The sequence below is a fragment of the Sphingobium fuliginis genome, from assembly GCF_015074805.1.
GTDB classification, from domain to species: Bacteria; Pseudomonadota; Alphaproteobacteria; order Sphingomonadales; family Sphingomonadaceae; genus Sphingobium; species Sphingobium fuliginis.
The window spans coordinates 216,957-242,793 of the sequence record NZ_CP060035.1 but is presented as its reverse complement, the minus strand read 5'-3'; the positions used below and the strand labels follow the sequence as shown (position 1 = coordinate 242,793).

The following is a 25,837-nucleotide window of genomic DNA, read 5'->3' as shown; positions in this document are numbered from 1 at the left end:
GCGGTTCGTTCAACGCCTGACGAGGGGGTGAAGGATCAGGCGGCGAGGTGGCGCATGCGGCCGGTGGCGCCGAACAGTTCGACCTGCGCACCGGTCCCGCGGCGGCGGTCGACCCATTCGCGGACCATTTCCGCGCAAGTATGGTCGATATGGCTGAGCCGCTCGACATTCAGGATGACGAGCCGCCCGGCGGGAAGCGCCTCCAGCCTGGCCGACAGCTTCGGCAGGTTGAGGAAGGTGGCGGTGCCGTGCAGCGCGACTTCATGCGCGTCGTCGCGTGCTTCCTCGTCCACGCCCAGGCGGAGACGTCGGGCATGGGGCAGAAGCTCGATCAGCGAGAGGCCGATGCCGACCAGAACGCCGGTCAGCAGGTCGGTCGCCACGACGCAGATCAGCGTCGCTGCCCAGACCACGGCCGGCAGCGGCCCATAGCGGTGGAGGAGATGCTTCACATGGTCCACGCTGACCAGACGCACGCCGGTCACCACCAGGATGCCCGCCAGCGCCGCCATCGGGATTTCCCGCAACAGCCACGGAAGCAGGGCGACGAAACCCAGAATCCAGATGCCGTGCAGGATCGTCGACAGCCGCGTCCTGGCGCCGGCCTGGACGTTGGCCGAACTGCGGACGATGACGCCCGTCATGGGCAGCGCGCCGGCCACGCCGCAAAGCAGGTTGCCCACGCCCTGCGCGCTGAGTTCGCGGTTGTAATTGGTGCGCACGCCGTCATGCATGCGGTCGACCGCCGCCGCCGACAGCAACGTTTCCGCGCTGGCGATGAAGGCGATGGCGATGGCCGTGGTGATGATCGTCGGGTTCAGGAGCTGCTGGACCAGATTGTCGCCCGGCAGCGAAATGGCCGAGACGATCGATTCCGGCACCACGACGCGCGCGACGGGAAGGCCGAGGAAGAAGGCGACCAGCGTCGCCAGCACCACGCCCACCAGAGCGCCGGGAAGCAGCTTCATGGAGGCCGGACGCAGCTTTTCCCACCCCAGCATGCCGCCGATGGTGACAAGGCCGACCGCGAAGGCGGTGGCCGCGTCCTGGTTGCTGAGGCCGAAAATCTGCCCCGGCATGGCGATCAGATTGGCAAGGCCGCTGGAAAGCGGCTTGTCGTCGAACAGCACGTGGAACTGACCGACGACGATCAGCACGCCGATGCCCGCCAGCATGCCGTGCACCACCGCGGGCGAGATCGCGCGGAACCAGCCCCCGACCCGCAGCAGCCCGGCGATCACCTGAATGGCGCCGGCCAGGATCAGGATCGGCCCAAGGGCGGACAGTCCCTGTTTCTGCACGATTTCGAAGACGATGACCGCCAACCCCGCCGCCGGGCCGCTGACCTGAAGGGGCGAACCCGCCAGCAGGCCGACGATCAGGCCGCCGATCATGCCGGTGATCAGGCCCTTTTCCGGCGGCACCCCGGAAGCAATGGCAATACCCATGCAGAGCGGCATCGCCACCAGGAAGACGACGATGGACGCCGTGAAGTCGCGGCTGAAGGTGCCGCCGGAAAATGCCTTGAGCATGAGCTTACTCCGCGGCCTCGGCATAGGCGATGTCGACCGCCAGACGCCTGGCATGGGGCAGCGCCACGGGCAGCGGCTGGCCTTCGCGGAGCGGCAGGAAACGGCCGGTCTCGCCGTCAAGACCCAGAACCTGGCCGGCATGGATGTCGACATACCAGCCGTGCAGCGCGATCTCGCCGCGGGCGATGCCCGACGCCACCGAGGGATGGGTGCGCAGATGGGCGAGCTGCGCCACCACATTCTCCAGCGCCATGTTGCGCAGCTTTTCCGCATCGCTGAGGTCGGCGGGGTAGCTTTCGCGACACACCTTCTGCGCGGCATGGCTGTGGCGCAGCCAGGCGGCGACATTGGGCATGGCGCTCAGGTCGGCATTGGTGGACAGCGCCTTCATCGCGCCGCAATCGCTGTGGCCGCATACTATGATGTCGCGCACGCCCAGCACCATGACGGCATATTCGACCGTGGAGGTCACGCCGCCATTCTGCGTCGCATGGGGCGGCACGATGTTGCCGGCATTGCGGCAGACGAACAGGTCGCCCGGATCGGCCTGCATGATATGTTCCGGCACGATGCGCGAATCCGCGCAGGAGATCATCAGCGCCTTGGGGCTCTGCCCGTCGCTGGCGAGGCGGTTGTAAAGCGCGCTCTGGTTCGGAAAGACATGGCTTTCGAAGCTGAAGACGCGACCGATCAGATCGTTCATGTCGTTGCATCCTTCTTATCTGATGGCCGGTCAGGGGGCAGACCGGCCTTGAGGATGCACAATAGGGAAGCGTTTTTGCTGCGTCGCAGCGGCTTTGTTAAATAATATGTCTGAGCGATGGAAAGCGCGATCGACAGGACGGCTCGTCCGATTTTCCAACGGAATCAATGCAATGGATGGGAAACATTCGACCGCGCCGAATCGGCTCAGCGCCGGTCGACCACGGCGCTGAACATATATCCGCCGCCCCGCACCGTAACGATGGGCGCGGGCCGGCCGCCATGGCTGAGCTTGCGCCGCAACCGGCTGACCAGCACGTCGACGCTGCGGTCTGACGAGGGCGCGTCCCGCACGCCGGCCAGTTCCATCAGGCGCGGACGGGCGATCACCACCTGCGGATGGTCGAGCAACACGAGCAGCAACGAAAATTCGGCGGCGGTCAGATCGACCTGCGCGCCGTCGGGATCGAGAACTTCGCGCCGGGAGGAATCCACCACCCATCCTTCGAACCGCGCCTCGGCCGGGCGGCGCACGCCAAGGGCGCGCTCGTTGCGCCCACGGCGCAGCACCGCGCGCAGCCGGGCGGCCAGTTCGCGGGTCGAATAGGGCTTCGCCATATAATCGTCGGCGCCCAGTTCCAGCCCGACCACCCGGTCGACCTCGCTGCTGTTGGCGCCCACCAGGATGATCGGCACGTCGCTGCGGTCCCGGACGTCGCGGCACAGGTCCATGCCGTCCGGGCCACGCAGCGCGGCGTCCAGCACGACCGCTCCCACGGGCATGCTGTCCATGGCATTCCAGATTTCGTTCGCAGAGGCGGCGGCCAGGGCCCGAAACCCGCTTTCCTCCAGCGACTGGCGCACTTCATGGCGCACATCCTGCTGGGCCTCCGCGATCAATATCAGCGGTGGACTCATCCGCCGGTTACGGCGTCCTTCGCGGACAGCGCATGAATGCCGTCAAGCTCGCCCAGCAATACCGAACGGTCCCGCTGCGCCACGGCGACCGCTTCGGCGGCGCGAGCGCTGGCGTGGCGGGCGACTTCCGCCTCGATCTCATCGCGCGCGGCAGTGCAGCCGCCGGCATGGCTGCCCGACAGCGGGGCGAAGCGATGGATCGGCTTGGCGACGGCGGCCAGCGTGCGGCCCTGCGTCGCAACGTCCCGGTTCACGACCAGTTCGGCCTGCCAGCGGCACACCGGCATAGACGGCCGGTTGGCGAAGCGGGATTCGACCTCGCGGAAGCGGACCGTCGATTCGGTCTCGTAACTCGCCCGATAGGCGTTCGAAGCATGGGTGATTTCAGCGCTGTGGATGGGCGTGGCGACGGCAAGGGCCGCCGCGCCGGATGCGAGAATGAGCAACATGGGGCCTTCTCCCTGACGACCGGACATGGTCGGTCAGGGTTTAGGCGCACTGAATGTCTCCGAAATTTGCCGAGCGTTACAAATTGTTGCTCAAGCATTTTCCGGTTGCGGCAGGCGCATGGAACTCCTCCCGGTCTTCCGATGGGAGGACGGGTCAGGCCATGCGCATCAGGGCGGGGGCATGGATCGTCCGGCCGGCGATATGATCCAGCAGCGACGCCAGCCACAGCGCATCGCTCGCCGCGCGGTGGCGATGCGGCTGGACCGAGTCGGCAAGGGCGACCGCTTCCATGATCTGCCGCTCGCCCGCGCGATGCTCGTCGAGCAGCAGCGAGACATGATCGATGAGGAAGGGCGTCGCCTGCCCCGCCGCGTCGGCCAGCGTGTCCAGCCAATATTGGTCGATCATGCTGTCGGCCACCATCCGCTGCCCCGCGCAGGCGTCGGCCAGTTCGGCCAGCACGGTTTCGACGGGCAGGCCTTCGCGCTCCACCCGGTCGCGGCTCAGGCCGTGCAGCGCCTCCGCCTCGGCCGACCAATGCCATCCGGCCCAATCGTCATGCGGCCGGATCAGCCAGCTTCGCGCCTGGCCCTTGCGGGCGATACCGACTTCGATGGGATAGGACAGGCCGTGCCGGGGCAGGCACGACGCCTCGAAATCGATCGTGATGACCGTCAAATTGCTCTCCATATTTCAAGGCCATGTCCGCCCCACTTCAGACCGGCCGGCCAGATTTTCGCTGTCGCTCACCTAAGCGGCGACTATGTCAGTCCGAAGTCAGCGGCGCGAAAAATGATGCGGACGGGCGCTTTCCGTCGACCGGCCGAAAAACGCCCGCCCACCGGAAAATCCCGACATGGAAGCGCAATCGCCATGCAACCTGCGGGCCTTTCACGCTTTTAACGGGGGCGCCCACCGCAGGTCGGGGGATCGGTGGCGGCGCGATCTTCGAAGGGATGCCCGACCATGAAAATTGCACAGATTGCTCCGCTTGCCGAAAGCGTGCCGCCGCGCCTCTATGGCGGTACCGAACGCATCGTGTCCTACCTGACGGAGGAACTGGTGCGTCAGGGTCATGAGGTGACGCTGTTCGCCAGTGGCGACTCCGTGACCGCGGCGGAACTGGTGCCGGTGACAGACATGGCGCTGCGGCTCAATCCCGACGTGCGCGACCCCATTCCCTATCACATGATCCTGCTGGACGCCGTGCGCCGCCGGGCCGACGAATTCGACGCGCTGCATTTCCATATCGACCTGCTGCACATGCCGCTGGTCCAGGATTTCATCGGCCGCACGGTGACGACGCTGCACGGCCGGCTGGACCTGCCCGATCTTCCCGCCTTCTACCGCGCCTTTCCCGATCACAGCCTGGTGTCGATTTCCGACCATCAGCGGCTGCCGATGCCGCCGGTGAACTGGGCAAGGACGATCCACCACGGGCTGCCGGCCGACCTGCTGCCGCCCCGCACCGGCCCCAGCGACGGCTACCTTGCCTTTCTGGGACGGATTTCGCCCGAAAAACGCCCCGACCGGGCGATCCGCATTGCCGCCCGCGCCGGACTGCCGCTGCGGATCGCGGCGAAGATCGATGCGGTGGACCGCGCCTATTGGGAGGAGGAGATCGCGCCGCTGGTCGAACGCTATCCCAATATCCACTATATCGGGGAGATCAACGAGGCGCAGAAGGCCGAATTCCTGGGCCGGGCAAGCGCCCTGCTGTTCCCCATCGACTGGCCCGAACCCTTCGGCCTGGTGATGATAGAGGCCATGGCCTGCGCCACGCCGGTCGTCGCCTTCCGCTGCGGCTCCGTCCCCGAGGTGATCGACCATGGCCAGTCGGGCTATATCGTCGAGAGCGAGGATGAAGCGGTCGCGGCGGTCCGCCGACTCCACGAACTCGACCGCGCACAGGTGCGCGCCGCCTTTGACGCACGCTTCACGGCAGAGCGGATGGCGGCCGATTATGTTCAGCTTTATCATGATCTTCCCGGCGCGCGGACGCAGGCCGCGATGCTGCGCCGGCTACGCGGAGAAGGTTCGGAACTTCAGGTCGTGGGATAGGGCATTTTCAACTGGACCGTTTACGGTCGACAGCCCGGAAAATGCGGCATCAAAGGACAAGAGCGTTTTCACCCGTCGTGAAAACGCTCCGGCATCAGGAGAGAGGCATGACGGCAAGCCAGTTGCAGCCGGAAAACCCCAGCCCTTCGGTCCCGAACGCCGGTCACGGCGTCGATCCGGGACAGGCGCTGTCGCAGGCGCAGACGCAATTCTTCATCCCGGCGACGGCGTCGCTGCATGAGCGGCGGCCGCGAACGCTGAAACATGGGGACAGCTTCGCCGTCTTCGACCATAGCGGCGACGCGATTGCCGGTCCGGGTAGTCCGGAAGGACTCTATCATCGCGACACCCGGCATCTGTCGCATCTCTACCTCACCATCAACGACACCCGGCCGATCCTGCTGAGTTCTGGCCTTCGCGACGACAATGCGATGCTGACCTGCGACCTCACCAATCCCGATTTTCCGGGCGGGGACGGCCGGGTGGCGGTCGAACACGATCTCATCCACCTGCGCCGCACCCGTTTCCTGTGGGAAGGCGCGGTGCATGAACGGATCACGATCCGCAATTTCGACACGGAGGTCCGCACCGTGGCGGTGAATATCGGTTTCGCCGCCGATTTCGCGGACCTGTTCGAGATACGCGGCATGACCCGTCTGCGGCGCGGCGCCGTGCGGGAACCTGTGATCGGCCCAAAGTCCGTGCTGCTGGGCTATGACGGGCGCGACGACAAGCGGCGCGAAACGCTGCTGCGCTTCGATCCCGCTCCCCAGATCCTGACGGAAAGCCGCGCACGCTTCGAGGTGGCCGTGCCGCCCGGCGAGCGCCGCACGCTATATCTGCAAATCTGCTGCCAGCCGCAGGATGACGAGCCGGTGGGCGACCTGTCCAAGCATTTCCTGAAGACGCTGCGCGAATCCATGCAGGCGCTGAAGCAGGCGCGCACGCGCGGGGCGACCGTGCGCTCCTCCAACCAGCTTTTCAACGAGGTGGCCCGACGATCCGTGGCCGACATCACGATGTTGTCGACCGACACCGAATATGGGCCCTATCCCTATGCCGGCATTCCCTGGTTCAGCACCGTCTTCGGTCGCGACGCGATCATCACCGCGCTGGAGACGCTGTGGCTGGACCCGGCGATCAGCCGCGGCGTGCTCGGCTATCTGGCCGCGCATCAGGCAACCGAATATGACGCCGCCGCCGATGCCGAACCGGGCAAGATCCTGCATGAAGTGCGCCATGGCGAAATGGCGGAACTGGGCGAAGTCCCCTTCCGCCATTATTATGGCAGCATCGATTCGACGCCTCTGTTCGTGATGCTGGCCGGGGCCTATCTGGAAAGAACGGGCGACAGCGGCTTCATCGCCTCCATCCTGCCCCATGTCGAGGCTGCGCTGAGGTGGATAGACGAGCATGGCGACCGCGACGGCGACGGGTTCGTCGAATATGGGCGGCTGACCGACCAGGGGCTTGTCAATCAGGGATGGAAGGACAGCCATGATTCGGTCTTCCATGCCGATGGCAGCATTGCGCGCGGCCCGATCGCGCTGGCGGAGGTGCAGGCCTATGTCTATGGCGCGTGGCGAGCGGCGGAGGCGATCTTCACCGCCCTGGGCGATCCGGACAGGGCGGTGAACCACCGCGCGCGGGCGGACGATCTGCGCGATCGTTTCGACGCCGCCTTCTTCGACGCCGGGATCGGCACCTATGTGCTGGCGCTGGATGGGGATAAGAGGCCGTGCCGCGTCCGCTCCTCCAATGCCGGGCACGTGCTGTTCACCGGCCTCGCGAAGGAGGCGCGCGCCGACATGGTGGTGCACACGCTGATGGCGCCGGCCTCCTTTTCCGGCTGGGGCGTGCGGACCATCGCCTCGACCGAGGCGCGCTACAATCCGATGAGCTATCATAACGGATCGATCTGGCCGCATGACAATGCGCTGATCGCGGCGGGCTTTTCCCGCTATGGCTACCGGACGCAGGCGGCCCAGATCTTCGAGGGGCTGTTCGCGGCCGCGACCTATGTCGACCTGATGCGGCTGCCCGAACTGTTCTGCGGCTTTCCCCGGCGGCGGGCGCAGGGGCCGACATTCTATCCCGTGGCGTGCAGCCCGCAAGCCTGGTCCGCGGCGGCGCCCCTGTCGCTGATCCAGTCGAGCCTGGGCCTGACCTTCGATGTCGCGGGGGCGGAGATTGCCCTGCGCGATCCCACCCTGCCCCGCTTCATCGACGAGCTGACGCTCTACGGCCTGCGCCTCGGGGACGCGGCGGTGGACATCGCCTTCGACCGGATGGGCGACAAGGTGGTGGTGAAGCCGCTCGACCGGAAGGGGCATGCGCGCGTCGTGACCATTGCCTGACAAATGGCGCTTGGCATTGCCGCAAATGGGCTTACATCCCCGGCCATTGGCTGACAGGATGGAATGAAGCATGGCAGGGACGGCGCTGATCACCGGAGCAACCGCGGGCATAGGCGCCGCATCGGCGCGGCGTTTCGTCGCCGCCGGGTGGAAGGCGATAGTCACCGGGCGCCGCGCCGAACGGCTGGACGCGCTGGTTGAGGAACTGGGCGCGGACAGGGTGCATGCGATCAGCTTCGACATGCGCGACGAAGCCGCCATCGACGCGGCGTTGGCCGCCCTGCCACCGGGCTTTGCCGATGTCGACCTGCTGATCAACAATGCGGGACTGGCATTGGGCACGGCGCCGGCGCAGCAGGCCGATCTCGACCAGTGGCGCCAGATGATCGACACCAATGTCACCAGCCTCGTCACCATAACCCACAAGCTGCTGCCCCGCCTGATCGAGCGCAGGGGCGCGATCATCAACATCAGCTCGGTCGCGGCGACCTATCCCTATGCGGGCGGCAACGTCTATGGCGGGACCAAGGCGTTCGTCAGCCAGTTCTCGCTGGGGCTGCGGTCGGACCTGCATGGCACGGGGGTCCGCGTGACGTCCATCGAACCGGGCATGGTCGAAACCGAATTCACCCTGGTCCGCACTGGCAGCCAGGCGGCATCGGACGCGCTCTATGGCTCCGCCAATCCGATGACGGCGGAAGATATTGCGGAAACCCTGTTCTGGGTCGCCAGCCAGCCGCCCCATCTGAACCTCAACCGCATCGAACTGATGCCGGTCACCCAGTCCTTCGCCGGCTTCCAGGTCGCTCGCGAGGGCTAGGCAGCGTGGACATGTTCATGACCTCGCCGGACTGATTGATCGGGTGGCTGCAAGACATTCCGAATTCGTCCACGCGGCCGGGAACCTATTCCCTCATCCGTCAACTTGCCCATCACGCCACGCCATTGTGACATCCCCGTCACAAAAACGTCTCCCTCCAGTCAAACAGCCCACATCGCAGTGCAACATTGAACCGCTAGGGCGCCCCCCAATCCACGATTGCGGAAAAAGGGGAAGTCCACATGCGTATCGCCACCGCCCTGCTGATGGCCTCGACGGCCATGGCCGCCATGCCAGCCTTCGCGCAGGAAGCCGCGCCCGTTCCGTCCGCCGCCGACGCGGCGGTCGAGGGTGCGAACATCATCGTCTTCGGCCGGGGCGAAACCCGTCAGGTTCAGGAAATCCAGGCGCAGGACATCGTCACCCTGACGCCCGGCACCAACCCGCTGAAGGCCATTGAAAAGCTGCCCAGCGTCAATTTCCAGTCGGCCGATCCCTTCGGCAACTATGAATGGTCGCAGCGCGTCACCATCCGCAGCTTCAGCCAGAACCAGCTCGGCTTCACCTTCGACGGCATTCCGCTGGGCGACATGAGCTACGGCAATCACAACGGCCTGCACATCACCCGCGCGATCAGCTCCGAAAATATCGGCAGCGTGCGCGTGTCGCAGGGCGCCGGCTCCATCGGCACCCAGGCGACCAATGCGCTGGGCGGCACGATCGAACATTTCTCCGCCGATCCAGCCGACTATCTGACCGGCGGCGCGCTGGCCGGCCAGGGCAACCTCACCTATGGCAGCGACGAAAGCTGGCGCGGCTTCGCCCGTCTGGCGCTGGGCAGCCGCGACGGCATCCGGGGCTATGTCTCCTACGCCTATGGCTCGACCGACAAATATAAGGGCAATGGCACGCAGGACCAGCATATGGGCAATGCCAAGGTCGTGATCCCTGTCGGCGACGTGACGGTCGATGGCTGGCTCAGCTATTCCGACCGGCGGGAACAGGATTATCAGGACATGTCGATGTCGATGATCCGGCGGCTGGGCTGGGATTGGGACAACACCTATCCCGATTATGCCCGCGCCATCGACTATGCCAGCCGCCTGAACGATGTCGATCGGGTCAGCAACAGCGGCGGGTCGCCCTTCCCCGATGGCCGCTACGACTATAGCGGCGCGCTCGTTTCCGGCGGGCAGGTCTATCCCGGCAACGTCACCAGCGCGGACGACGCCTATTATGACGCCGCCGGCCTGCGCAAGGACTGGCTGGGCGCTCTGGGCATCGCCGCCCCGCTGGGCGAGCGGGCCAGCTTCAAGCTCAAGGGCTATTATCACCACAACAAGGGCATGGGCCTGTGGGCGACGCCCTATGTCCCCAGCCCCAACGGCGTGCCGATGTCGGTCCGCACCACCGAATATGAAATGGACCGGATCGGCGTCTTCGGCAGCGTCGACTTCGCGCTGGGCATCCAGAATTTCACGGTCGGCGGCTGGTATGAGAACAACGAATTCAACCAGGCCCGCCGCTTCTACGCCTTCGCCAGCCGGACCGAGCCGGGCCTCAGCTTCCGCGACTATCCGAAGAACCCCTTCGCGACCCAGTGGGAATTCGACTTCACCACCGACACCATCCAATATCATGTCCAGGACAGGATCGACCTTGGCATGGTGAAGATCGACCTGGGCTGGAAGGGGTTCAAGGTCACGAACGAAGCCGACGCCGTGGTGCAGGCCAGCTTCCCGGAGGGCCGCATCAAGGCCGAGGACTGGTTCCAGCCCCATGCCGGTTTCGCGGTCGAACTGTCTCAAAACGCGGAGGTCTTCGGCGGCTTCACCCAGGCGACCCGCGCCTTCGCCAGCGCGACGACCACCGGTCCCTTCTCGACCAACCAGACCGGCTTCGACGCGATCAAGGGCAGGCTGAAGCCCGAAGCATCGGACACCTATGAACTGGGCCTGCGCTACCATGACGGCATCTTCAACGGCGTGATCGGCGCCTATCTGGTCAACTTCCGCAACCGCCTTCTCGCGGTGCAGGTCGGCAGCCCCATTCAGGGCTTCGCCTCGGCGCTCCAGAATGTCGGCAATGTCCGCGCGATCGGCGTGGAAGCGGCGGGCACGCTGACGCTGGGCGGCGGTTTCAGCCTCTATGGCTCCTACAGCTACACCGACTCCACCTATCGCGACGATGTGGTGGACGACAGCGGCGCCGTCACGCCGATCAAGGGCAGGACCGTCGTCGACAGCCCCAAGCATATCGCCCGGGGCGAGATCAGCTACGACCATGAGGGCGCGTTCGGCCGGATCGGCGTCAACTACATGTCGCGCCGCTATTACACCTACACCAACGATCAATCGGTGCCGGGCCGGGTGATCGTGGACGCCAGCGTCGGCTATCATTTCAACGAGAATCTGGAATTGCAGCTCAACGCCACCAACCTGCTGGACAAGCGCTATGTCAGCACCATCGGCTCGGGCGGTTTCGGCAATAGCGGCGATGCGCAGACCCTGCTGGTCGGCGCTCCCTCGCAATTCTTCGCCACCTTGAAGGCGGGATTCTAAGGCGATGAACAAGGCCGCGCTGCTCCTCGCCGCCCTCGCCGCCCTTCCGGGCGCGGCGCTGGCGAACCCGGTCCTGCTGATCTCCATAGACGGGCTGCGCCCGGGCGACGTGCTGGAAGCGGACAGGCGCGGCCTTGCCATCCCCAATCTGCGCCGCTTCGTGAAGGAGGGGGCCTCCGCTTCGGGCGTGACGGGGGTGCTGCCCACCCTCACCTACCCCAGCCATACGACGCTGATCACCGGCGTTGCGCCCGCGCGGCACGGGATCACCGCCAATAACAGCTTCGATCCCAATGGCATCAACCAGGGCGGCTGGACCTGGTACGCCTCCGACATCCGGGTGCCGACATTGTGGGAAGCGGCGACCAAGGCAGGGCTCACCACCGGCAACGTCCATTGGCCGGTCAGCGTCGCGGCCAGCGGCGTGACCTGGAACCTGCCGCAGATCTGGCGCACCGGCCATGCCGACGACGTGAAGCTGCTCGACGCGCTGGCGACGCCGGGCCTCAGGGCGGAACTGGAACGCGCGACCGGCACGCCCTATGCCATGGGGATCGATGAAAGCCTGTCGGGCGATGAAAATCGCGGCCGCTTCGCCACCGCCCTGATCGAAAGCCACAGACCCGGTTTCCTGACCGTCTACCTGACCGCGCTGGACCATGAGCAACATGCGAAGGGCCCGGACACGGCCGAAGCGAAGACCGTGCTGGAAAGGATCGACGGCATCGTCGGCCGGATCGTCGCGGCGGAGCGCAAGGCGCATCCCGATGCGGTGATCGCGCTGGTCAGCGACCATGGCTTCCAGGCGACGCACAGCGCCGTCAACCTGTTCCGCCCCTTTATCGACGAAAAGCTGATCGTGCTGGACAAGGACGGCAAGGTCGCATCCTGGCTGGCCATGCCCTGGATTTCCGGCGGATCGGCCGCGATCATGCTGGCCCGGCCGGAGGATGAGGCACTCGCCGCGCGGGTCGGGGCGCTGCTCGACAGGCTGGCCGCCGATCCCGCCCATGGCATTGCCGATATCGCCGACCGCGAACGGATCGCCCGCATGGGCGGCAATCCGCAGGCGGCCTTCTACGTCGATCTCCAGCCCGGCTTCGTGACCGACATCTTCCGCGGCCCCGCCGCGCCCCTGGTGGCGCCCGCCCCGATCAGGGGCATGCATGGCTATTTTCCGGGACCGGCCAATCTGCAATCGACCTTCCTGCTGATGGGCGAAGGCGTACCCGCCGGGCGGAAGCTGGGACAGATCGACATGCGGGCCATCGCCCCCACCCTGGCGCGGATCATGGGCGCCAGTCTGCCCGATGCCGAAAAGCCGGCGATCGATCTGCGCCCCTGACCCGGCGGCGATGGCGGATGAGTCCTTAGTCTGATCCTCAGGGTCAGACCGCCGCCTCGAACCCCCGCATCAGCGCGATGGCCGAGTTGCGGAAGCGGGGGTCGCTGGTCACCTCGTCCCCCACCCAGTCCGGCAGGTCGAAGCGTTCGTCAATCGACCGCATCTCGACCTCCGCCAGGACCAGCCCTTCCGCCGCCCCGGCAAAGACGTCGACTTCCCAGACCTTGCCATCATGCGGCACGCGATAGCGGGTCTTCCTGATCAGCGTATCGACGCAGAGCCGGTCGAGCATGTCCTCCGCATCCGCCGCGGGTATCGCATATTCGAACTCGTCCCGGACCAAGCCTGCCCGCGCACTCTTGACGGTAAGCCAGGCCCCGTCCGCCGACAGGCGCACCCGCACGCTGGCATGGCCGCCATGCGCGACATAACCCTGCCGCAAGTCCCGCCCCGCGTCCGCCATCGCCCGCCATTCATCGCTCACGACCAGGAATTTCCGTTCGATCTCGACTGCCATGAACGCTCCGACGAAGGATCGCCAGCGGCCGGCGAACTGATCCATGTTTAGCGCATGTCGGACATGAACGGGAGTCGGTTCGTCGCGATTGAGCAATGACTCTTCCCGGACCGGCCGGCATGGAAGGGCGGCCGCCCCATGCGGTCATAGGTTGATCCGGCGCGCTTTCTCGTACATTCTAAGGCACGCTGCGTTAAATCGGGGGCAGGTCCTCCCGGTCTCCGTTGCCGCATCCTTTCAGGCAGAAACCCCTTTCCCACTTTTCTGCACGATGCTCCAGGACGGAACGGCAGCATATAGGCTGTATCGACAGCCAGCCCTGACAGGAGAAAAGCCATGCGCGTGATGGTGCTCGTAAAGGCCACTGAGGACAGCGAACGAGGTTTCGTCGCGACTCCGGAGACTCGGGCGGCGATGGAAGCCATGGGCCGGTTCAACGACGAACTGGCGGAGGCCGGCATCCTGCTCGCCGCCGACGGCCTGACGCCCTCTTCCCAAGGCAAGCGGATCGCCTTCAACGGTCCGAACCGGACGGTCATCGACGGCCCTTTCGCACAGGCCCGCGAACTGGTCGCCGGCTTCTGGCTGTGGGAAGTCAAGGACATGGAAGAGGCCGTCGCCTGGGCGAAGCGCTGCCCCAACCCCATGCCGGGACCGAGCGAGATCGAAATCCGGCCGATTTACGACCTGGCCGATCTTTCCTGAGATGCCGGGTGGCAACAGGTCAAGGATTCGACGGGAAGGGCGCATATCCCCTCCCCCCGCGCCAGGGGCCCGTGGCAGGGAGCGGTTCGAAGCTGCCGGGCTCTATCCGCGATGGCGGAGTTGCGGAATCTCTTCGCCTGTTTTCAATATCCAGGATCGGTCCAGATCGCGGACCGAACGGCATCCCATCAAAATGAGCGTGCGATGCAAATCCGATCGCAACAGCTCGATGATCTCCCCAACACCCTTTTCTCCAGCCACCGCCAAACCGTAAAGATAGGGGCGGCCCAGGAAGACGCCGGTCGCGCCAAGGCACAGGGCCGTCACAATATCCGCCGCCCGCCTTACCCCGCCATCCAGATAGATTTCGGCCCGACCGCCGATCCTGTCGGAAATGGCCGGCAATGCATCGATCGAGGCCATGGCCCGATCGAGCTGACGCCCGCCATGGTTGGACACGACAATACCATCGGCGCCGACAAGATCGATCGCCTTTTCCGCGTCATCGGCGTCCAGAATGCCCTTGATGTAGAAGCGTCCCCGCCACTGGTCCCGCATCCATCGCAGGTCGTCCCAGCCCAGATCCTGCTGCATGGCGCGCCAAGCCTGCCTTGCCCCAGCCGCCCCGTCGAACCGCAACCTTTCTGCCTCGACATAATGAACCGGCACATTGCGGCGATGCAGCAGCGCGTTCGCCATCCATCGGGGCCGGCGCGCGATGTCCAGAATGCGCGCGGGTGTAAGGACCGTAGGCATGCCTATTCCGGCTCGGCGCTCGCCTTCGCGATTTCCCGGCACGGGCACGTCGACGGTGACGATCAGGGCGCCATAGCCCGCATCGCTCGCGCGCCGCATCAACCAGGACGCCACCGGCCGGTCGGCAAAGGGATAGAGCTGAAACCAGTGGTTGCTCTTCGTGGCCTGCGCGACCTCCTCGATCGAATAGCAGGACGCCGTGCTCAGCGCCAGTCGGGTGCCCGCCGCCTCCGCAGCGCGCGCGGCTGCGACATCCCCGCTCCAATGCGAGGCGCCGGCCAGCCCGGTCGGCGCCAGCGCGACCGGAAGGCTGACGTCGACGCCGCACATGATCGTGCCCAAGGATGGCGCCGCCTGTGCTGTCAGACAGCGCTGCCGCAATTTCCAGCGGGTGAAGGCGGCCTCATTGTCGAGCCGCGTCAGATGATCTCCCGCACCGCTTTCCACATATGTCCAGATCATGTCGGGAAGGATGCGGCGCGCCCGCTTCCGGTAATCCTCTATGTTCTGCAGCGCGCTGAAATCCCGCCAAGCATATCGAAACGTCATTGAATCTCCAAATCTGCGCCTGACCGCATCGTCCCCATGCCCGCGCCGGAAGGCCGCCGGGCCGACCTGCCCGGCCTTATCCGGCGGCAGGGAAAACCTTGCCGGGGTTCAGCAGGTTCAGCGGGTCGAGAGCCTGTTTGAGCGACCGCATCAGCGCGATTTCCTCCCGGGAGCGCGATCGATCGAGAAATTCCAGCTTCGCCTGTCCGATGCCATGTTCGGCGGCTATCGAACCGCGATATTGACGGATGGCGTCATAGACCAGGCATTCGGTCGCATGCATGACCTGCGGATCATGCAAGGCGGGGTGGCTCACGATCAGGTGCATGTTGCCGTCGCCGCCATGTCCATAGTGCAGGACCACGGCGCCCGGCAGCATCTCGCCCATTTTCGCATCGGTCTGCTCGATGAACCGGTCCATATCGAGCAGCGAAAGACTGATGTCGAAGCCTGCAAAAGGGGAGAGGGCCGCCAGCGGTTCGAGCAGATCTTCCCGCAAGGCCCAGATATTCTGCCTTTCACGCTCTGATTGGGCAATGACGACATCATGGACGACCCCGCCGTCGAATATGGCCGACAGAACTTCCTCGAACACCTGCCGATCGCGCTCCGGGTGAGAACCCAGCGCTTCGACTATCGCATATAGCCGATATTCCGGCGACATGGGCAAGGGACGGCGGGCCGATTGCGCCTGGCCGATGACGTTGAAGAAATCCCTCCACATCAGTTCGAAGCTGGACAGCCGCCCGTCCAGATCCCGTTGCAACCGGCGAAGCAGCCGGCTTGCCTGCTCGACCGTATCGAACGCCAACAGGGCGGTCTGCGCCGTCGTGGGAAGCGGCCGCAGCCGCAGGACCGCCTGGGTGACGATGGCCAGCGTGCCCTCGCTGCCGATGAAGAGATGCTTCCAGTCATAGCCGGCATTGTCCTTCAGCACCTTGCCCAATCTCGACACCACCGTGCCATCGGCAAGGACCGCTTCCAGCCCCAGCACCATATCGCGCATCATGCCCCAGCGCAGGGTTCTGAGGCCGCCCGCATTGGTCGCTATGTTGCCGCCGATCGTCGCGCTGCCGCGCGATCCGATGTCCAGCGGCATCAGCAGGCCCTTGCCGGCGGCCGCCTCCTGCAAGGACTGGAGAGTGACGCCGGCTTCGGCGGTGATGGTCATGGCATCCTCGTCGATCTCAAGGACCCTGTTCATCCGTTCGAGCGACAGGATGATGCCGCCATCCGTGCAGGCCGTGCCGCCGACGCCCCCCGTTCCGCCGCCCAGAACGGTGACCGCGATGCGTGCCTTGCGCGCCGCCTCCATCACCCGCGCCACCTCCCCCGCGCTTCCCGGGCGGACGACGCAGGATGGAGAGCAGGTGTAGAGGCCAAGCAGGTCCGTTCGATAGCGCTGGTCGATTTCATCCCCGGCAAAGCAATGGGCCCTGCCGACGATGGATCGAAGTTCTTCCCTATGATCCATCACGAGAACTGGCTTCCTTTCAGCGAATATTTCCCTGGACTGAGCCAGGGGCGGCTTCCGGGAACTTGCCCCGCAAGCCGCCTCGACCTCAAAAGTTCGCGCCCAGCGTGACGCCATAGGTGCGGGGTGCGGCGGCCGCATATTTGGCGCCGGCCGTCGACCCGGTCGTGGCGATGGTGTAATATTTCTCGCCCGTCAGGTTGTTCGCCCACAACCGCACGTTGAAAGTGCCGCCCGGCGCGGTCCACTGGACCGATCCATTGACGATGTCCGTCCTGGGCTGGCGCGTCAGCGGACTGCTGAAGACGTCATATTCATAATTGCCGCCATGCGCCCAGGATGCCGACAGGTCGAAATCCCCAAGGTCGGTCGGCAGCGTATAGAGAAGCTGAAGATTGCTGGAGAAGGGCGGAGCCTGGATCAGCCTGTTGCCCGATACGTCGCAGCTTCGTTGCGTCGCCGGGGCGGAACCCTGGACCGCGGGATAGGGATTGGGTCCACTACATCTGGCGGGATCATAGGGCGTGGGCGCATTTGGCGGCAGCAGGAAGAAGGAAGGGGCATTCCGGAAATCCTTGTACCGCCCGTCCAGCAATCCGATGGAGGCGCTGACCGTCAGATTGCGGACCGGGATCGCGGATATTTCGAAGTCGATCCCCTTGATGGTGGCCTTGCTCGCATTGGTGAGGGTCGTTCCCGTCGGCAGGACGATCTGCACCTGAAGGTCTGAATATTCATAGAGGAAGGCTTCAGCATTCACGCGCAGGCGGCGATTGAGGAATTCGGACTTGAAACCTATCGTATAGGCATCCAGCGTCTCCGGATTTACCGGCGGAGGCAGAGTGGTCGTGCCCGCGACGATGCCGGTAAAATTATATATGCCCGATTTGAAGCCTCGATTATACGCAATATAGCCCATGAGATCGTCGGAGAAATGATGATCGATCGAAGCCCGGCCGGTCACGCTGTTGAATGTCTTTGCATCCTCGAACGGGCCGAATGTGACAGCCGCGCCCGTGGCCGGCAGCAATCGGGCAACGGCATCCAGCGACCGGCGGTCCGAAGTATAGCGCAAGCCCAGCGTCAGGTTGGTCCTCGGCAGGATTTCCGTTGTCACCTGCCCGAAGCCGGCGATCGAATTGGTCCGCTGAACCGCGTCGGTATGCGATTTGGAGGTGCCGAACGCCTGCCCCTCATAGGTCGCGTCCATGAAGGACCGGTCATGCAGGTAGAAGGCGCCCAAAATCCATTTGACCGCGGAGCCTTCGGGCGAGAGCAGTTGCACTTCCTGCGTGAACGTGCGCCCGCCCATGGCGAATTCGCGCGTCTGGAAGAAGGGGCTGGGCGATCCGTCGCTGTCGCTGACCACGGGATCGACGACGGTCTTGCTGAATGCGCTTATCAGCACGAGCCGCGCAGATCCGAAATCATGCGTCAACTTGCCGCTCAGGGATCGGGTGGTCGACTTTTGCACGGTGTCGAGATTGGACATGACGTCGTAGAATCCCAGTCCCGCCGCATCCGCGCTGTAACCGTCCCGCGTAAAGGTTCCTGCAATCGAGCGCCCCGGCTGCCCCTGATCGGAACTGCGCCGGTCATAGCTGCCCGCGACCAGCAGCGACGTCTCTTCGCCCATGTTCCAGAGCAGCTTGGTGCGCCCTCCCCAGCCCGACATGCTGTTGGCTTCGTTCCCTGTCGTGCCGTTGACGCCCCAGCCCTTGCGCTGGTCGATGCCCTGCAGGGCGAAATTGATCGCGACGGTGTCGGTAAGACCGGTCGATCCATAGAGCTGGCCAGAGATCGTGTCGTAATTTCCATAGCTGGCGGTCGCGGTGGCGGAGGGGTCGAAGCTTGGGTCTCTGGTGCGGATGTGGATCACGCCGCCCGTCGCATTCCGCCCGAACAAGGTGCCCTGAGGGCCCTTGAGAACCTCGATCGAGCTGATCGAATTGAGCTGGAAGACACCAGCCGAACCGGTCGGCAGATAAACGTCGTCCACGAACAGCGCCACCGCAGGCTCATTGCCGATGGCGACCGAATTGGTGCCCACCCCGCGAAGAAACGGCGTAAGGCCCCAGGCGGAGTGGTTCAGTTGCAGGCCGGGAACCATCTGAGCGATCACGTCCGGCTGGGTGATGCCCAGCTTGATCGCCTGTTCCGACGTGATGGCCGTTACCGAGATCGGGACGTTCTGCAGATTTTCCGACCGGCGTTGCGCCGTGACGACGATGTCGGCCAGGCTTGCCCCCTCTTGCCCCGCCTCGGTCGTCCCCTGCGCCATGGCCGGCATGGCGATCAGGCTGGCGCAGACCAATATTGTCCGGTGGATCGTCCTTTTTGTCATGATACCTCCCCTTGTTGATATTCGTCGCGGGCAAGGCCGCGTCTTTTTCGGTGCGTCTATCCGGGTTTAGCCTCGATGGATGCGGCAGCCGCCGCGGCCGCCTGAAGCGCGAACATCCGATCCATGCCGAAGATCGCCAGCTTTGCTCCGGCATCGCGGGCATGCCGGACCTGCCGGGCGGTGGCGCACACGGCGATGCCGGCAATGGCTGCATCGCGCGCCGCGCGGCAGATCCGGTCCATCGCGGCGGCATGCGCCGGCGACCCCACCGGATGGCCGATCGACACGGCAAGGTCGAACGGTCCCATGCACAGGCCGTCGATGCCCGGAACAGCGGCGATCTGCTCCACCATGTCCAGTCCGGCCAGTGTCTCGATCTGAACGATCGCGGCCAGATGATCATTTGCCTGTTCCAGATATGGCTGCAGCGAAGCCCCATAGTCGCATGCGCGGACTGCCCCAGCGCCCCGCGCGCCGTCCGGCGGGAAACGGACTTCAGCGACGATCCTTTCGGCCTGGGCGACGCTTTCCACGCGCGGCACTATGACGCCCGCCGCCCCCAGGTCCAGGGCTCTGCCGATGTCCGGACCGATCGCCGCCACGCGGACCAGCGCGGGCAGACCGGCGACGTCGGCGGCGCGGATCAGCGCCTCAAGCTCCGCAATGCCGAACGCGGCATGTTCGGCGTCGAGCACCAGCGCATCGAAGCCGATGCCGCCCAGGGATTCGACCAGCGAGGGAGCAGGCAGGGAGATGAACATGCCGATCAGACCGCCCTGCCTCAATCGATCGCGCATGCGGTGCAGCCTCATGGGATCGAACGCCGGTCCACCGGGTCGGCCATTCGGCCGGCAAAGGTGGAACACAGGGCCGCGAGGAAGGCGGGCATGGCCAGCAGGATGAGCACCAGCCTGAATTCGCCGGTCATATCCTTTGAAATGCCGACGGCGACCGGCGCCACGAAACCGGCAAGATTGCCGAAAGAATTGGTGAGCGCACCCGCCGCTGCGGCTGCCGCGCCAAAGACATGGACCCGCGGAATGGCCCAATAGGATGCGGACGCCATCGAACTCAGCGCAACGCCCAGCGACAGCAGCCACAACCCGGAAAGCGCGCTGTCGTCAAGGAGCAGCGCGCCGGCGATCGTGATCGCTCCCGACGCCAAGCAGGGCAGGATGGCGTGCCAATAACGCTCGTTGGTCGAGGCTGAATGCCAGGCCCAGAGCGGCGTGAGCAGAGCCGCAAGCACCCATGGCACAGTGCTGAACAGCCCGGACTCGAGCGTCGACATGCCGGTCGACCGGATGATCTGGGGGAACCAGAAGATGATGGCCTGGCTGCTCAGCCCTATGCAGAAATATTGCAGGCTGAGCAGGAGCACCTGGGGATGCGTCAATGCGTCCCGCCAGGACCCGGCCTGACGATGGGCGCCGTCCGCCATCAGCCGGGCGGACAGGGCCTTTTTCTGATCGTCGGAAAGCCAGGGCGCGTCGTCGATGCGCTCGGGCAGCGATTTCAGCACCAGAATGGCGACGAGAAACGCCGGCGCGCCTTCGATGATGAACAGCCAACGCCAATCCACCGCCATCAGGAGACCCGTGGTCAGCGGCGCGCAAATCGCCAGCGACGCTGGCATCATCGCGATCATCAGCCCCATGACCTTCGACATTGCGCGCCGGTCGAACCATTGCGCGAGATAATAGACGATGGCAGGCACGAACCCCGCTTCAGCAATGCCCAGGGCCAGACGAACCGCATAGAAGCTTCCGACATCGGATATGAACCCGGTGGCAATCGCGATAAGGCCCCAGGCGACCAGCAGGGCCGCGATCCACCGGCGCGCGCCTATTCGGGCGAGCAGCAGGTTGGCGGGTACGCCGGCGAAGAAGAAGCCGATGTAGAAGAGGCCCGCCCCCATCCCGTAAGCCGATGCCGACAGGCCGATATCCGCGCGCATGTTGAGGGCGGCGATGCCCACATTGGTGCGATCGACGATATTCACGAAAACGCACAGCGCCAGCGTCGGCAGAATATGCCGCGCCGCGAGATCGACCGGAGATTTCTCCAACTCGCCCCTCCTGTTTATATTTGTACGCATGCATATCTTATCGACTGTAGACTGTCGACAGTTTTTTGCTTTTTCGAACGCTGAGAGGAGGAAGCCCGAAGCCCCAGAAAGATCATTTTATTTCAATCGATTACTCTCGAAGAGCGCTGATTCCGCGCCGGGCGCCGTCGCAAGCCGGAAAAGCATAGCTGAGGGCTTCAGCCCTATTTCCTCGATTCGATATGCAAGCATATGACATGACAATGATCCGTCCATTGTCAGGCGAAGGCCTGGCTTGCCGTTCGACCTTGAACAGGACAAGGACCTTATCTTACAGCCAGCACCTCAATGTGAGACGATCGGATGGAAATCGTCATAAAGGCGGTGGAACGGCAATGGCACGCGCGAGCACTGATGACATGAATTTCACCGCAGTTCGAACCAGCTCGATCGTCAGCGAGGTATATGCCCAGATCAGGGAAAAGCTGCTGTCGGGGGAATTCCTCGCCGGGCAACCGTTGCGGGAGTCCGTGCTCGCGACGGGGATGGCCGTCAGCCGCGCCCCCGTGCGCGAAGCGCTTCGGTTGCTCGAACAATCCGGACTGATCGTGAAGGCGCATAATCGATCCTATGTCGTTGCTCCGTCCGCGCCGGGCGACATGCCCGAACTGGCCGCGCTTCGGGCGGCTGACGAGATATTGGCCATTCGCATCCTCGTGCAGCGCAAGACCGATCTCGGTCCGCTAGCCGCCGTGGTGGATGGAATGCGGGCGGCGCAGGCCAATTCCGATGTGGAAACCATCTCGGCGCTGGACATCGAATTCCATATGACGCTGGTCCGGCTCACCGGACTTCCGCGATTGATCTCACGCTACGACCAACTGAGAGATCAAATTCGGTTCGCCATGCTCTCGGTCGAGGATTTGCACGGCCGTGTCTTGCAGGACCAGGCGGTCATGCATGAGGAATTGCTGACGGAATTGCTGAACGCCCAGCAAAGCGGCCGCGCCGCCGACCTTCTGCGCCTGTGGGAAGAGCATGTCTTCTTTTCCATGAACCCGGCAGATCACATCATTCCCTTGCACGATGACGACCCGGCCTGAGCGCCGGATCGAACAAAGGGCATCGAACGCCATGGGAAACCTATCTCCTCCGCCGCGTTCCTTCATCACGAAGGAGACCTGTCATGTTGAGGACTTTGGCATTGCTCGGCGTCGCGGCCTTGGCCGGGCGGCAACTCTTGAAAGGCGGACGCCCAACCTGGTCCACGCCCATTACAGGAAACCGGGATTCAGCAGCGGAGCACGATGAACAGACCGCAGCGCATCGGCAACGGGCCGACGCTCCCGGCGAAGTGGGACATCGTCCGGTCGATCTGGAAGGTCCCGAACATCCCGATGGATCGCAACGCGCGGACGAACATTACCGGCCCGACATTCATGCAACGGTCGCTCCGGAGGACAAGGAAAGCCTGCGTCCCGTCACCCTGAAATCGGCGCGAGGCCCAACTGACGCCTAGAGCCAATCGACATTCAGATGATGATGAGCCGAAAATGGCGGTTTTCCGTGACCCGGAGCGCAGCCTACTCAAAGTAGGTGAGCACCGGAAGCACGGAAAAGCGTCATTTGCAGGCCGTCAGGGCTGAATGTCGATGGCTCTAGCCTTTCGGCGGGACGCAGCGACCATCGCTCCCGCGCGCCGGCTTTGCCGGACATGCCAGCGATCCGGCTGCGAAGCGCAGGGATATATCATCATTCGTCATTCGACATCATGCGGACCAGCACCCGCCGGTTGAGAGGATCGGCAGCGCCTCCCTCGGACCGGTGCGCGGGCGTGCGCTCCCCCGCTCCGGAGACCTGGAGGTTCGACAGGGGCACCCCCATCGCCACCAGATCCCTGGCCACGGCATCCGCCCGCATCAGGCTCAGCCGGTCATTATAGGCATCCGGTCCCGCGCTGTCGGTAAAACCCGTCACCGACAGCTTTTGGATGCTTCGCTCATTCCCCTGTAGGAATGCGGTCAGTTCGCGATGCGCGTCTTCGCGCACATCGGCCTTGTCGAAATCGAAATAGACCGTGAGCGTCGGCAGCTTCCGCACCGTAACCGGGCGTTGCGGATCGCCGGCCAGCGGTTGCGGCGGCGCGTAGACCATGTCCCGGCACACCTTGTCGCTCCAGGCCATTTTTTCGAGGCGCATCCTGCGGTCCCAATGCAATTGCAGGCGGCAAATCCGATATTCCGTTCCAGAACCGGTATAGAAATCAAGGATATAGTTCCAGCGCCGCTCACCGATCAAACCCTCATGGAAATGGGGCACGCCCAGCAAGGCATAGACCTGCCGCTTGGTCATGCCGGGCGTTAACAGGCGCGGCGTCTGGGGCAACAGAAACACACCCTCGCGGCGGGTGGCGCGACCGGGATCGGGGAAATCCGACAGGGGCGCGATGTCCGGCAGAAAGTCCGGCTCGGCCGCCGCCGCGGGCGACGGACAAAGGACCAGTGCCAGCAGGGCCAGATACCGGCGTCTTTCAGAACGCGATGCCCATGCCGGCATTGGCGCCTCCCTGATTGCGGCTGTTATAGGTTGCGGACGCCCGCATGATGAAACGGCCATTATCCGACACCTTCGATATTCCCATGGCGACCGCATGTTCCCCCTGCCACGTGCTGACGCCCAGGCCCAGGGTGCCGCCGCCGGCTTCGGAAAATTGCGGTATGCCAGCCATCGCCATGGACGCGGCGATGCCGCCCTCCGCATCGCGGCGCAAATTGCGCAGGCCGCTGTCGAACAGATTGAAGCGCACATCCGTATAGGCGTTGGCGGCATCGACCGCTTGCCCCATTCCGCCTTGCAGCTGGCGCAGATTGACCGCGTCGGTCGGCGCCATGCCGTCGGCGACATGGGTGATCTGCCGCTCCGCCCCAGCGCTGCCGACCGACACCGTATTGGCCCGGTCGGCGACAGAAGCATAGCCAAGCGCGACGCTGCCCGGCGCAATCGCCTGCGCCTGCGTGCCCAGGGCCAGGCTGCCGCTGCCGGACGCCACGGCGCCTGCCCCCGCGGCCAGCGTGTCCGCGCCGCTCGCGACGGGCTTGGCATGGCCGGAGCTGTTGTTGACCTGGAGATACCCTGCCCTTGCTTCCTGAAGGTCGGCGATGGCGGTCACATTATAGGCCAGTTGCACATTGGTCGCGTAGAGTTGCGCGCCATTGACCGCCTCAGCCGATGCCGCGCTCAGTTCGCCCGCGGCAACGCCGCCGATCTTCTGGTCGACGCCGCCGCGCGCGGCATTATAGGCCTGGATCGCCGGATCATAGGGCAGCGCGTCCTGCGCCGCACCGCCACCGCCGCCGCCTCCGCCGCTCCCCGAACTGCTCAACTGCGACAGGTTGACCGCGTCGCTGCTCGTGGTGCCGGCGGCCAGATTGGTGATGGCCGTGCCGCCTGCGCCGCCGAGGATGATGGAGGATTTCGTCCCATCCTGATATTTGACGGCCAGATCGTTCAATATCGCAAGATCATAGCCTAGCTGGACGATGGCCGCGCTGTTCTGGGCGACAAGGTCGTTCGTCGCCTGCAATTGCGAGCCGTTGACCGCATCGGTGCTGGTGGCGTTCACCGCTCCCGCGCTAAGGTTGGTGATGCCGGTGCCGGTCGCGCCCTGCAGCGTGACCATCGACCGCGCGCTGCCGTCATATTGCACCGCGTTGCCGGCCAGGGTGCCCAGCGCGTCGTTGACGGCCTGCAATTGCGCGACATTGACCCCATCGGTCGGATTCGCCCCGGCCGCGAGCCCGGTCAGGCGGCGGCCGCCGATATTCACCTCCGCGCTGGCAGTGCCGCCGACCAGATAGGCGGGCAGGTTCAGGCTGAGGCCGTTGGCGACCGATCCCGCACCCAATGCCACGCTGCGCATGTGGGTGGCAGATGCCCCCGCGCCGATCGCCACCGCCTCATAGGCGCCCGTGGCCGTGCTGGCGAGGTTGCCGATGGCGATGGCGTCCAGCTCGCCCGCGCTGGCTTCAAGACCCGGCGTACCCAGACCGGTGATCTTATTGCCGCCAAAGGAAATGCCCCTGGGCGTAAGAAGGCTGAAACTGTCGGAGGTCGTTTCGCAACTCGGGTCGGAGAGCAGGTCGACGGCATTGCCGTTGATGTCGAGCACATTGAGATTGATCGGCGCGCCCGACGCCGCATTGGACAATGCGGCGTTGATGCCGAGGTCGACCGATCCGAAGGTCAGGATGCTCAGCGTCGATTCCACCGGCGCCAGAACGGGCGTGATGACATCGCCGATGGTCTGCGTCAGCACCGATTTGGGCAGGCTGACGCCGGAGCAGGCGCTGACCACATTGGCTCGGGCGGTCACGCCCGACCCCGCGCCCGCCAGCAGCAAAGCGCCCGTCAGCCATCGCATGGCCTTCCTGCCTCGCCCCTCCGCCGGGTTCGCTATTCCGGCAATCCCGGATGAATATCGCGATGCGTCGCGCCTCATGGATCCGTCCCCTGAACGGGTGCCCCCCACGCGCCCGTCCAGCGGTAGCGCAAGCCCGGCATCCCACGTCCCCGGACGGAAGATGGAAGCGCCACGGCTAAGGGCGCGCGAAGGCGAAGACAGGGAATTTTACGCAATATATGTATCGGCACGGCCCGCAGGATTTTTCCCTTCCCCGACCCCGCCCATATTCGTCCGGCA

Annotated in this window: 21 protein-coding genes; 8 read left to right on the top strand and 13 right to left on the bottom strand. The window is 64.8% G+C overall.

Annotated features, from left to right (window positions below; all coding sequences use genetic code 11):
* Positions 1 to 35: 35 nt before the first annotated feature.
* From H5V43_RS01100 to H5V43_RS01080, 5 genes are all read right to left on the bottom strand, one after another.
* Positions 36 to 1,532 carry a SulP family inorganic anion transporter gene (locus tag H5V43_RS01100; RefSeq protein ID WP_061936878.1) on the bottom strand — a complete coding sequence of 499 codons (1,497 nt, stop codon included), beginning with the start codon at positions 1,530 to 1,532 and terminating at the stop codon, positions 36 to 38.
* A gap of 4 nt (positions 1,533 to 1,536) precedes the next feature.
* Complete coding sequence (locus H5V43_RS01095; RefSeq protein WP_025550378.1) at positions 1,537 to 2,235, bottom strand: carbonic anhydrase; 699 nt, start codon at positions 2,233 to 2,235, stop codon at positions 1,537 to 1,539.
* Positions 2,236 to 2,441: 206 nt separating this feature from the next.
* Positions 2,442 to 3,152, bottom strand: coding sequence for a response regulator transcription factor (locus H5V43_RS01090; protein WP_025550376.1), 711 nt, complete (start codon positions 3,150 to 3,152; stop codon positions 2,442 to 2,444).
* The gene (locus tag H5V43_RS01085; protein ID WP_025550374.1) at positions 3,149 to 3,601 is read right to left on the bottom strand and encodes a hypothetical protein; all 453 of its coding nucleotides are present in this window, start codon (positions 3,599 to 3,601) and stop codon (positions 3,149 to 3,151) included. Before H5V43_RS01085 ends, H5V43_RS01090 begins: the two co-directional genes overlap by 4 nt.
* 154 nt (positions 3,602 to 3,755) lie before the next feature.
* Positions 3,756 to 4,280 carry a 3'-5' exonuclease gene (locus H5V43_RS01080; RefSeq protein WP_025550372.1) on the bottom strand — a complete coding sequence of 175 codons (525 nt, stop codon included), beginning with the start codon at positions 4,278 to 4,280 and terminating at the stop codon, positions 3,756 to 3,758.
* A 288-nt stretch (positions 4,281 to 4,568) separates the two neighbouring features.
* Here H5V43_RS01080 and H5V43_RS01075 point away from each other — a divergent pair, with 288 nt between their 5' ends.
* From H5V43_RS01075 to H5V43_RS01055, 5 genes are all read left to right on the top strand, one after another.
* Positions 4,569 to 5,663: a glycosyltransferase family 4 protein gene (locus H5V43_RS01075; RefSeq protein WP_025550370.1), complete on the top strand. Its 1,095-nt coding sequence runs from the start codon at positions 4,569 to 4,571 to the stop codon at positions 5,661 to 5,663.
* Positions 5,664 to 5,770: 107 nt separating this feature from the next.
* Positions 5,771 to 8,020: an amylo-alpha-1,6-glucosidase gene (locus H5V43_RS01070; RefSeq protein WP_025550369.1), complete on the top strand. Its 2,250-nt coding sequence runs from the start codon at positions 5,771 to 5,773 to the stop codon at positions 8,018 to 8,020.
* A 70-nt stretch (positions 8,021 to 8,090) separates the two neighbouring features.
* Positions 8,091 to 8,840, top strand: a complete 750-nt coding sequence (locus H5V43_RS01065; RefSeq protein ID WP_025550367.1) for an SDR family NAD(P)-dependent oxidoreductase — start codon at positions 8,091 to 8,093, stop codon at positions 8,838 to 8,840.
* Between the two features lie 242 nt (positions 8,841 to 9,082).
* Positions 9,083 to 11,401, top strand: a complete 2,319-nt coding sequence (locus H5V43_RS01060; RefSeq protein ID WP_025550365.1) for a TonB-dependent receptor — start codon at positions 9,083 to 9,085, stop codon at positions 11,399 to 11,401.
* A gap of 4 nt (positions 11,402 to 11,405) precedes the next feature.
* Positions 11,406 to 12,746 carry an alkaline phosphatase family protein gene (locus H5V43_RS01055; protein ID WP_099186169.1) on the top strand — a complete coding sequence of 447 codons (1,341 nt, stop codon included), beginning with the start codon at positions 11,406 to 11,408 and terminating at the stop codon, positions 12,744 to 12,746.
* Positions 12,747 to 12,789: 43 nt separating this feature from the next.
* On the opposite strand, the gene H5V43_RS01050 is transcribed toward H5V43_RS01055, so the two are convergent.
* A complete protein-coding gene (locus H5V43_RS01050; RefSeq protein ID WP_229742455.1) occupies positions 12,790 to 13,308 on the bottom strand; it encodes a CYTH domain-containing protein in 519 nt (172 codons plus the stop codon).
* Between the two features lie 291 nt (positions 13,309 to 13,599).
* Between H5V43_RS01050 and H5V43_RS01045 the strand changes: the two genes are divergently transcribed.
* Complete coding sequence (locus H5V43_RS01045; protein ID WP_025550361.1) at positions 13,600 to 13,968, top strand: YciI family protein; 369 nt, start codon at positions 13,600 to 13,602, stop codon at positions 13,966 to 13,968.
* A gap of 102 nt (positions 13,969 to 14,070) precedes the next feature.
* On the opposite strand, the gene H5V43_RS01040 is transcribed toward H5V43_RS01045, so the two are convergent.
* The 5 genes from H5V43_RS01040 to H5V43_RS01020 form a co-directional block, all read right to left on the bottom strand.
* Positions 14,071 to 15,273 (bottom strand): alpha-hydroxy acid oxidase, encoded by a 1,203-nt coding sequence (locus tag H5V43_RS01040; RefSeq protein ID WP_025550359.1) that lies wholly within the window; start codon positions 15,271 to 15,273, stop codon positions 14,071 to 14,073.
* A 76-nt stretch (positions 15,274 to 15,349) separates the two neighbouring features.
* Positions 15,350 to 16,747 carry an FAD-binding oxidoreductase gene (locus H5V43_RS01035; RefSeq protein ID WP_037483410.1) on the bottom strand — a complete coding sequence of 466 codons (1,398 nt, stop codon included), beginning with the start codon at positions 16,745 to 16,747 and terminating at the stop codon, positions 15,350 to 15,352.
* Between the two features lie 88 nt (positions 16,748 to 16,835).
* Positions 16,836 to 19,091, bottom strand: coding sequence for a TonB-dependent receptor (locus tag H5V43_RS01030; RefSeq protein WP_128830815.1), 2,256 nt, complete (start codon positions 19,089 to 19,091; stop codon positions 16,836 to 16,838).
* A gap of 56 nt (positions 19,092 to 19,147) precedes the next feature.
* Entirely contained in the window at positions 19,148 to 19,888 is a 741-nt protein-coding gene (locus tag H5V43_RS01025) for an HpcH/HpaI aldolase family protein (protein WP_158230052.1), read from the bottom strand.
* Between the two features lie 11 nt (positions 19,889 to 19,899).
* Entirely contained in the window at positions 19,900 to 21,159 is a 1,260-nt protein-coding gene (locus H5V43_RS01020) for an MFS transporter (RefSeq protein WP_025550353.1), read from the bottom strand.
* A 242-nt stretch (positions 21,160 to 21,401) separates the two neighbouring features.
* Between H5V43_RS01020 and H5V43_RS01015 the strand changes: the two genes are divergently transcribed.
* Positions 21,402 to 22,241, top strand: coding sequence for a GntR family transcriptional regulator (locus tag H5V43_RS01015; RefSeq protein ID WP_210769460.1), 840 nt, complete (start codon positions 21,402 to 21,404; stop codon positions 22,239 to 22,241).
* 101 nt (positions 22,242 to 22,342) lie between these two features.
* Positions 22,343 to 22,657, top strand: coding sequence for a hypothetical protein (locus tag H5V43_RS01010; protein ID WP_128830812.1), 315 nt, complete (start codon positions 22,343 to 22,345; stop codon positions 22,655 to 22,657).
* A 233-nt stretch (positions 22,658 to 22,890) separates the two neighbouring features.
* Here the strand turns inward: H5V43_RS01010 and H5V43_RS01005 are convergent, their stop codons facing one another.
* Both H5V43_RS01005 and H5V43_RS01000 read right to left on the bottom strand, forming a co-directional pair.
* Entirely contained in the window at positions 22,891 to 23,694 is an 804-nt protein-coding gene (locus H5V43_RS01005) for an OmpA family protein (RefSeq protein ID WP_025552263.1), read from the bottom strand.
* On the bottom strand, positions 23,669 to 25,558 hold the full coding sequence (locus H5V43_RS01000) for a YadA family autotransporter adhesin (protein ID WP_193666726.1): 1,890 nt from the start codon (positions 25,556 to 25,558) through the stop codon (positions 23,669 to 23,671). The genes H5V43_RS01005 and H5V43_RS01000 overlap by 26 nt, the downstream gene beginning before the upstream one ends.
* Positions 25,559 to 25,837 lie beyond the last annotated feature (279 nt).